This is a genomic window from Pseudoselenomonas ruminantium (genome assembly GCF_900142515.1).
GTDB classification, from domain to species: Bacteria; Bacillota; Negativicutes; order Selenomonadales; family Selenomonadaceae; genus Selenomonas_A; species Selenomonas_A ruminantium_D.
The window spans coordinates 35,280-42,316 of record NZ_FRBC01000016.1; the positions used below are offsets into that span (position 1 = coordinate 35,280).

Annotated in this window: 6 protein-coding genes; all 6 read left to right on the top strand. The window is 52.6% G+C overall.

What is annotated here, in order from left to right; translation table 11 throughout:
• The first annotated feature begins 279 nt into the window (after positions 1 to 279).
• Entirely contained in the window at positions 280 to 1,566 is a 1,287-nt protein-coding gene (locus BUB68_RS08950) for a sensor histidine kinase (protein ID WP_073090297.1), read from the top strand.
• The gene (locus tag BUB68_RS08955) at positions 1,563 to 3,026 is read left to right on the top strand and encodes an aminotransferase class I/II-fold pyridoxal phosphate-dependent enzyme (protein WP_073090300.1); all 1,464 of its coding nucleotides are present in this window, start codon (positions 1,563 to 1,565) and stop codon (positions 3,024 to 3,026) included. The genes BUB68_RS08950 and BUB68_RS08955 overlap by 4 nt, the downstream gene beginning before the upstream one ends.
• The gene (locus BUB68_RS08960; protein ID WP_073090303.1) at positions 3,023 to 3,697 is read left to right on the top strand and encodes a dTMP kinase; all 675 of its coding nucleotides are present in this window, start codon (positions 3,023 to 3,025) and stop codon (positions 3,695 to 3,697) included. Before BUB68_RS08955 ends, BUB68_RS08960 begins: the two co-directional genes overlap by 4 nt.
• A gap of 9 nt (positions 3,698 to 3,706) precedes the next feature.
• Complete coding sequence (gene rnmV / locus BUB68_RS08965; RefSeq protein ID WP_073090305.1) at positions 3,707 to 4,264, top strand: ribonuclease M5; 558 nt, start codon at positions 3,707 to 3,709, stop codon at positions 4,262 to 4,264.
• Positions 4,261 to 5,124 (top strand): 16S rRNA (adenine(1518)-N(6)/adenine(1519)-N(6))-dimethyltransferase RsmA, encoded by an 864-nt coding sequence (gene rsmA / locus BUB68_RS08970; RefSeq protein ID WP_073090308.1) that lies wholly within the window; start codon positions 4,261 to 4,263, stop codon positions 5,122 to 5,124. Before rnmV ends, rsmA begins: the two co-directional genes overlap by 4 nt.
• A 213-nt stretch (positions 5,125 to 5,337) precedes the next feature.
• Complete coding sequence (locus BUB68_RS08975; protein WP_073090311.1) at positions 5,338 to 7,029, top strand: ShlB/FhaC/HecB family hemolysin secretion/activation protein; 1,692 nt, start codon at positions 5,338 to 5,340, stop codon at positions 7,027 to 7,029.
• Positions 7,030 to 7,037 lie beyond the last annotated feature (8 nt).

The window sequence follows — 7,037 nt, forward strand, 5'->3', positions numbered from 1 at the left end:
GTATAATTTAAAGTGTAAGATTGTATAATGCGGAATTGAGGGTGGAGAAAATAGAGTTCATTAGGAATCATGGTAAATTCATTACCAATATATTGGTTGTGCTTTTGGTAGTTATGGCAGTTTATACTAAATTGCAGGAGAATGGTATGGATGCGCTGTTTAAACTGACGGATCTGTATATTTTGGCTGGCGGCCTTTTAGGGTTGTTGGTAGTTCGTTTCCTCAGCAAGCGCAAAAAGTAGGTTCTCAAGGTACAGCAGCGGCATCAAGGAGAACGATATGGCAGACCAGCGCAGTGGGAGCCTCCCCCCCGATGTGGGCGGGCTGCAGGCACAGTCCCTGAAGAAAATTTTAATCAATACGATCAGTACTATTGAAGATAACAAGTCGCAGATTTTTGAAATCTACGAGACTGCCCGCTCAGAGGTGGAAAGCAGCCGCAAACTATTGGCAGATCTAAAGGAACAAGTGCGTCAGACCATTGACCGGGTTGATGAGCTTGCCGAACGGGAACAACAGGAAAAACAAAGGTTGGTCAGGGTCAGCAGTAATTTTCAGGATTATTCCGAGGAAAAGGTACGGGAAAGCTATGAAGCGGTGAAGAACGTACAGGTTTCCCTAGGCGTGGAACGGGAGAAGGAAGCGAATCTCAGAGCACAACGGGATAAGCTGGAACTGCGTCTGCGCAATCTGCAGGTAATGCTGGCACAGGCAGAGCATCTGGCTCTGGCGGTAGGTTCTGTACTTTCTTATCTCAGCACGCAGGTCAATGGCGTAATCTGGAAGATTGAAGCGGTGCAGAAGGAAAAATTCATTGGTGCACGGATCATCAAGGCACAGGAAGAGGAACGTTACCGCATTTCCCGGGAAATCCACGATGGGCCGGCGCAGGATCTGGCCAATCTTATTTTCCAGACATCCATTGCGGAGAAGCTGGTGGATTATGATCCCGATGAGGCTAAGCGTACCTTGCAGGAATTGCGGCAGCAGATGCGGGATTGCCTGGGCAGCGTGCGCGAAGTTATCTTTGATATGCGTCCGATGGCTTTGGATGATCTGGGACTGGTGGCGGCTCTCAATCAGTTGATCGGGCGCATCGCTTCCCGCGGGACTTTGGCGATTGATTTTTCTATGGATGGCAAGGTGTATGATATGCCGAAACATGTGGAAATCGCTGTTTTCCGCATTGTGCAGGAGGCACTCAACAATATCAGCCATCATGCAGAGACGGATAATGCCAAGGTGCGGATGCTGTACTCACCGACTGCGTTATCGGTGCTTATTGAAGATGCAGGGAAAGGTTTCAATCCGGATTTTGGGATGGGGACTGTGAACGAAGATGGTGAGTCACCAGCCGCAGAGGCGGCAGAGATTCCCAGTCATTTCGGACTGATGGGCATGCGGGAACGGGCGAAGATCATTGGTGCCGATCTGAACATCACCTCAGCCATAGGGGAGGGAACCCGGGTACATCTGCGTGTGCCGCTGCGTCAGCCGCAAGTGGAGACAAAAGATGTGAAGGTGGTCAAGACGTCAGAGAAAAAAAGAGGCATGATTAGTAAATGACGGATATATTGAATCAATTGCGAGCGCCGGTGGCGGAAGCTATGAAAGCTTACGCGGGAGACGGCGCTCTCGCTTTTCATACACCGGGGCATAAGCAGGGGCTGGGCGCACATACGCTCTTGCAGGAACTGATTACCCCATTGGGCTTGAAGGAGGAAGTTTCCCTGATGGAGGAACTGGATGACCTCCATGAGCCCACCATGTGCATAAAAGACGCCCAAAACCTTGCGGCAGCGCTCTATGGAGCTGATGCCGCTTATTTCATGATTAACGGTACCAGCGGTGCCATCCATGCGATGATCATGGGCACATTGCAGCCCGGGGATACGGTATTGGTGCCCCGCAATGCGCACCGCTCCATGATTGGCGGGCTGATACTTGCTGGTGTCAGCCCTGTATTCATCCAGCCCCGCATTGACGGGAAGCTGGGGATTCCCATGGGCTTGCAGGTTGAGGATATCGTGGCGGCGGCAGACGCTCATCCTGAGGCCAGGGCTTTGCTGTTGGTCTATCCCACTTATTACGGGGTGACCATTGACCTGCGCAAGGTGGCTGATTTCGTTCATAGCCGCAATATGTTGCTGCTGGTGGATGAGGCTCATGGCCCGCATCTGAGATTCAGCGACAGGTTGCCCTGTCAGGCGCTGGATGCTGGAGCAGATATGGCAGCGCAGAGCACGCATAAGATCTTAGGCTCGATGACGCAGACGTCCATATTGTTGGCCCGGAAAGGCCGTGTGGATCTGGAGCGGATACGCAGTGCGGCAAGTCTGCTGCAGTCGACCAGTCCCAATCAGCTTTTATTGGCTTCGCTGGATATTGCCCGCCTGCAGATGGCAGAGCAGGGCGAAGCTTTGGTGGGCCGGGCTGTGGAACTGGCCGAAGGCTTGCGGCAGGCGGTAAATGAGATTCCGGGGCTCTGGAGCTTTGGGGCAGATCATCTGCCGGCGGGGGAAGACCTCGATCTGACCAAGGTGACGGTCAGTGTCCGCGGGTTAGGCATCACCGGGGTGCAGGCGGAATCCATCCTGCGGCACGAATATAAGATACAGTGCGAGCTTTCCGATGCCTATAATCTGCTGTTCATCATATCCTATGCGGATACGGCAAGGCAGGTGGAAATTCTGGTCAACGCGCTGCAAGGCTTGGCGGCGCAGTTTGCTGGGGCGCAGGAACTGACGCTTCCTGTGGAGATGCCGCCGATACCGGCAGGAGGCATCAGTCCGCGGGCGGCGTTCTTTGCCGGGCGGGAAACGGTGGATTTTGCAGAGGCTGCCGGCTATGTGGCAGCTGAGCAGATCATGTTCTATCCACCGGGAATTCCCATTCTGGCACCGGGGGACAGGATCGACGACGAGGCGCTCTATTATATCCGTACCATGCAGAGGCTGGGACTAAAGGTAGTAGGCCCGGCGGACAATTCACTGGAAACGATTCAGGTTGTGAGGGAGAAGCGATGAAAGGCAGATTGATTATTATCGAAGCTGGGGATGGCAGCGGCAAGGCCACGCAGACCAAGGCGCTATATGACCATTTGAAGGCGGACGGACACAGGGTACACCGCATTGAGTTCCCGGATTACGCCGATGATTCCTCGGCGCTCGTGCGTATGTATCTGGGAGGTGCGTTTGGTGACAAGGCCGCTGATGTCAATGCCTATGCCGCATCGACTTTCTTTGCGGTAGACCGGTTTGCTTCCTATCAGCGCAAATGGCGGGATTATTATGAAGCCGGGGATATCATCCTGGCTGACCGCTATACCACCAGCAATATGGTGCATCAGGCAGTCAAGCTCACGGAACGGAACGAACGTGAGGCCTTTTTGGATTGGCTCTGGGATTTTGAGTTCGGCAAGATGGGCCTGCCAGTGCCGGATAAGGTGATTTTCCTCGATATGGCACCGGAAGTGGCCGATAAGCTCATTGCGGCCAGAGCGGAAGAAACTGCCACGAAAAAGGATATCCATGAGCGGGACACGGATTACCTGCACCGCTGTCATGCAGCTTATCTGGAACTGGCGGCAAAGTACGATTGGGATAAGGTTATCTGCAATGAAGGGGATGATCCCCGCAGTATCGAAGCGATCCACAAGGATGTCTACGCCCTTGTGGAAGCATTGTTGAAGAAGTAAGGAGTTATCATGATAAAGGAAGTTTTGGTGGTGGAAGGCAAGATGGACGTGGTGGCCATCGACAAGGCCGTAGAGGCCGACTGCATCATCACCGAAGGATTTAATCTGAAGAAACAGGCCCTCAAGAATATCGAGCAGGCCTATAAGAAGCGCGGCATCATCATCATGACGGATCCGGATTCGGCAGGAGAGCGGATCCGTTCCTATCTGACCAAGCGTTTCCCGAATGCCAAGCATGCTTTTGTGCCCGTGGAAGATGCCACGGACAACGATGATATCGGCATTGAGCAGGCCAAGCCGGATGCCATCCGCAAGGCGCTGGAGAAAGTCCGCACGATGGATTGGGAGCCGACCAACAATTTCAGCGGCGCTGACCTCATTGTGAATGATTTGTCCGGGGCGAGTGCCGCCGCCAGCCGCCGGGCTAAGCTTGGCGCCAAATTAGGTCTGGGCTTTGCCAATGCCAAGACTTTTTTGAAGCGGCTCAATCACTATGGCGTGACGCGGGAAGAATTTGAACGGGCCGTAGCCGAATTGAATGCAGAAGAAGTGGAGGATGCGAAATGAGTGAAAAAGCCATACAGCCGAAGATTGCCAGCCGGGAGGTAACCACCCATATCCTCAAGGCGTTCGGCCTGCGCATGAGCAAGAAACTGGGACAGAATTTCCTGATTGATGCCAGCATCGTGCAGGGCATTGTGGATGCGGCGGAGATTGAAGAAGGTGACCGCGTCCTGGAAATCGGCCCGGGCATCGGTACCCTGACCCAGGGACTCGCTGAAGCCGGTGCGGATGTGACGGCGGTCGAGCTGGACAAGAAACTGCCCGCAGTGCTGGCCGAAACGCTCAAAGGCTATGACAATGTGCGCATTGTGCCTGGTGATATCCTCAAGGTCAACATCCCGGAAATCATGGGGGATAAGCCCTTCAAGGTGGCAGCAAACCTGCCTTACTATATCACGACGCCAATCCTCATGGCACTGCTGGAACGCCATCTGCCCATCACTCATATGGTGACGATGGTGCAGAAGGAAGTGGCCCTGCGCATGGTGGCAAAACCTGGCGGCAAGGATTATGGTGCCCTGTCTGTGGCCGTGCAGTATTACACCGAGCCAGAAATCGTGCTGGATGTGCCGCCGCGTTCTTTCATCCCTGCTCCGGAAGTGGACAGCGTGGTCATCGCCTGCAAGGTAAGAGAGTCTCCGGCTGTTGAGGTGCAGGATGAAAAGATGTTCTTCCGCGTGGTCAAGGCCGCCTTTGGCCAGCGTCGCAAGACGCTCTCCAATGCCCTCAAGGGCGGCGGCTTTGCCAAGGAACAGGTGGCACCAGCTATGGAGCAGGCTGGTATCGAGCTCAACCGTCGGGGCGAGACGCTGAGTCTGGAAGAATTCGCCCGTCTGGCCGATGCGTTCAGTTCGCTGGCCTGACATCTACAAGGATATATGGAAGACGCCCGGAAGCTGATTGGTATAGAAATTTCAGCTTCCGGGCTGTTTTGTTGTCATGACAAATGTGCAAATGTATGGATGGATTGATAAAACCATTCGTTGTTTTATGAAGTTTCCTATGTTACAATTAGCAGATAGTCATCTATCAATCAGGTTCAGCTACAGATGAAAATCTGTAAAGAAGGGATTTATATGCGTAAATATCATAGCTTAAATTTTTTGACAATTAAAAAGACGATGAAAATAATGCCGCCTTTCCTGACAACGCTGGCATTTTTCCCGTTGAGCGCACAGGCGGCTCCAGTCCCGGAACTGCCCGGAGCTGCCAATGCGGGGGTACAGTTGGAACGGGCCCGGGAGAGCATGGAGCAGGAGCGCATTGCGCAGCAGATAGGGGAAGATGAAGCAAGACGGGGGGAAAAGGTACAGGGGCAGGCGGAAGATAAGCCGCAGGCTGCTGCATCCGATCTGGTTTTTGTGTTGAAGAAAGTCGAAACCGATCAATCGGTCATCCTCAGCCAGGAAGAACTGGATTCCATCATAAAACCGTATATCAATCAGTCCATTACTATTAAGGACCTGTATAAAATCGTCGATAATATCAATAATACCTATATCCAAAAGGAATATATGACCTGCCGGGCCTTTCTGCCGCCGCAGACCATCCATGATGGCGTGGTGCAGATCAAATTGGTGGAGGGCCGTACGGGGACGGTCCGGGTGGAAGGAAACAAATCCACGCTGACCCGCTATATCACGGAACGTTTCCCCTTACAGGAAGGACAGATTGCCAACACGGGCAAACTCAATCGCTCCTTGCAGCGTTTCAATGGCACCAATGATATGGCTCTGCGCATCAAGATGCAGGCTGGGGAGAAACCGGATACTACGGATTATGTGCTGTATGCTTTTGAACCAAAAGATCACAATGTCACCTTGTATATGGACAATAATGGCTATGAGAGCAGTGGCCGCTTCCGCTATGGACTCTTTTATAATTGGCGCAGTGTCAGCGGTATTCGGGACAGCTTGCGGCTCAGTTATCTGCGCAGCAAAGGTTCAGGGGCATATAATCTGGGGTATAGTATCCCCGTGGGCCGGCAGGGGATGAAACTGGATATGGATTATACCGGCAACCAGAATGATGTACGGCGTGGTGACTTGCGGCCTCTGGGGATTGAAGGCAAGGCATCAGCCTATAGCATTGGCTTGCGCTACCCGCTGGTGGTGAACAGCAGCAAGCGGTATGAGCTGGGGCTGTTGTATCTGAATCAGAAATCAGAGACTACTTTGGGGAATGGTCAGGTCACCTGGCTGGACGACAAGCTCCATCGCTATAATCTGTATACGGCTTTCACTCATTATGGGAAAAATGAGGTCTTCTATCATCGCTATGGCCTGATGCGTTCGGCCAAGACTTCGATGGATGGCAAAAGCGAGGACGTGACTCTTTATCAGCTCAATATGTATTGGCGTAAGGGGCTGCCAAATGATACGGCTTTTATTACCCGTTTCAGCAGCCAGCTGGGAGGAAAGAGTTATATGAGCACAGCTAACCGTTTTTATATTGGTGGTATGAATACGGTGCGTGGTTATGAGGAAAGTTTTTTGGGCGGTGACCGCGGCTTTGCTTTGGGGACGGAATATCATTTCCCGCTTATGAAGAAATATCTGCAGGGATTGGTATTCTTCGACTATGGCCGGGTAAGCGGCGGCTATGTGATTTCGGGAGCCGATACCCTGATGAGTACAGGGCTGGGCATCGCTTGGGAGCAGAATGATTTTCATGCAAATCTGATTTTGGGCAAGCCACTGAAAAAAGATGTGGGTGGCAAGAAAGTTGACAGCCTCAGAGTGCAGTTCAGCCTAAGCAAGACGTTCTGATATACATC

Excerpts from the sequence above, each read along its gene's own strand:
- BUB68_RS08950 (WP_073090297.1), top strand. The coding sequence starts at position 280 with ATGGCAGACCAGCGCAGTGGGAGCCTCCCCCCCGATGTGGGCGGGCTG.
- BUB68_RS08955 (WP_073090300.1), top strand. The coding sequence starts at position 1,563 with ATGACGGATATATTGAATCAATTGCGAGCGCCGGTGGCGGAAGCTATG.
- BUB68_RS08960 (WP_073090303.1), top strand. The coding sequence starts at position 3,023 with ATGAAAGGCAGATTGATTATTATCGAAGCTGGGGATGGCAGCGGCAAG.
- rnmV (WP_073090305.1), top strand. The coding sequence starts at position 3,707 with ATGATAAAGGAAGTTTTGGTGGTGGAAGGCAAGATGGACGTGGTGGCC.
- rsmA (WP_073090308.1), top strand. The coding sequence starts at position 4,261 with ATGAGTGAAAAAGCCATACAGCCGAAGATTGCCAGCCGGGAGGTAACC.
- BUB68_RS08975 (WP_073090311.1), top strand. The coding sequence starts at position 5,338 with ATGCGTAAATATCATAGCTTAAATTTTTTGACAATTAAAAAGACGATG.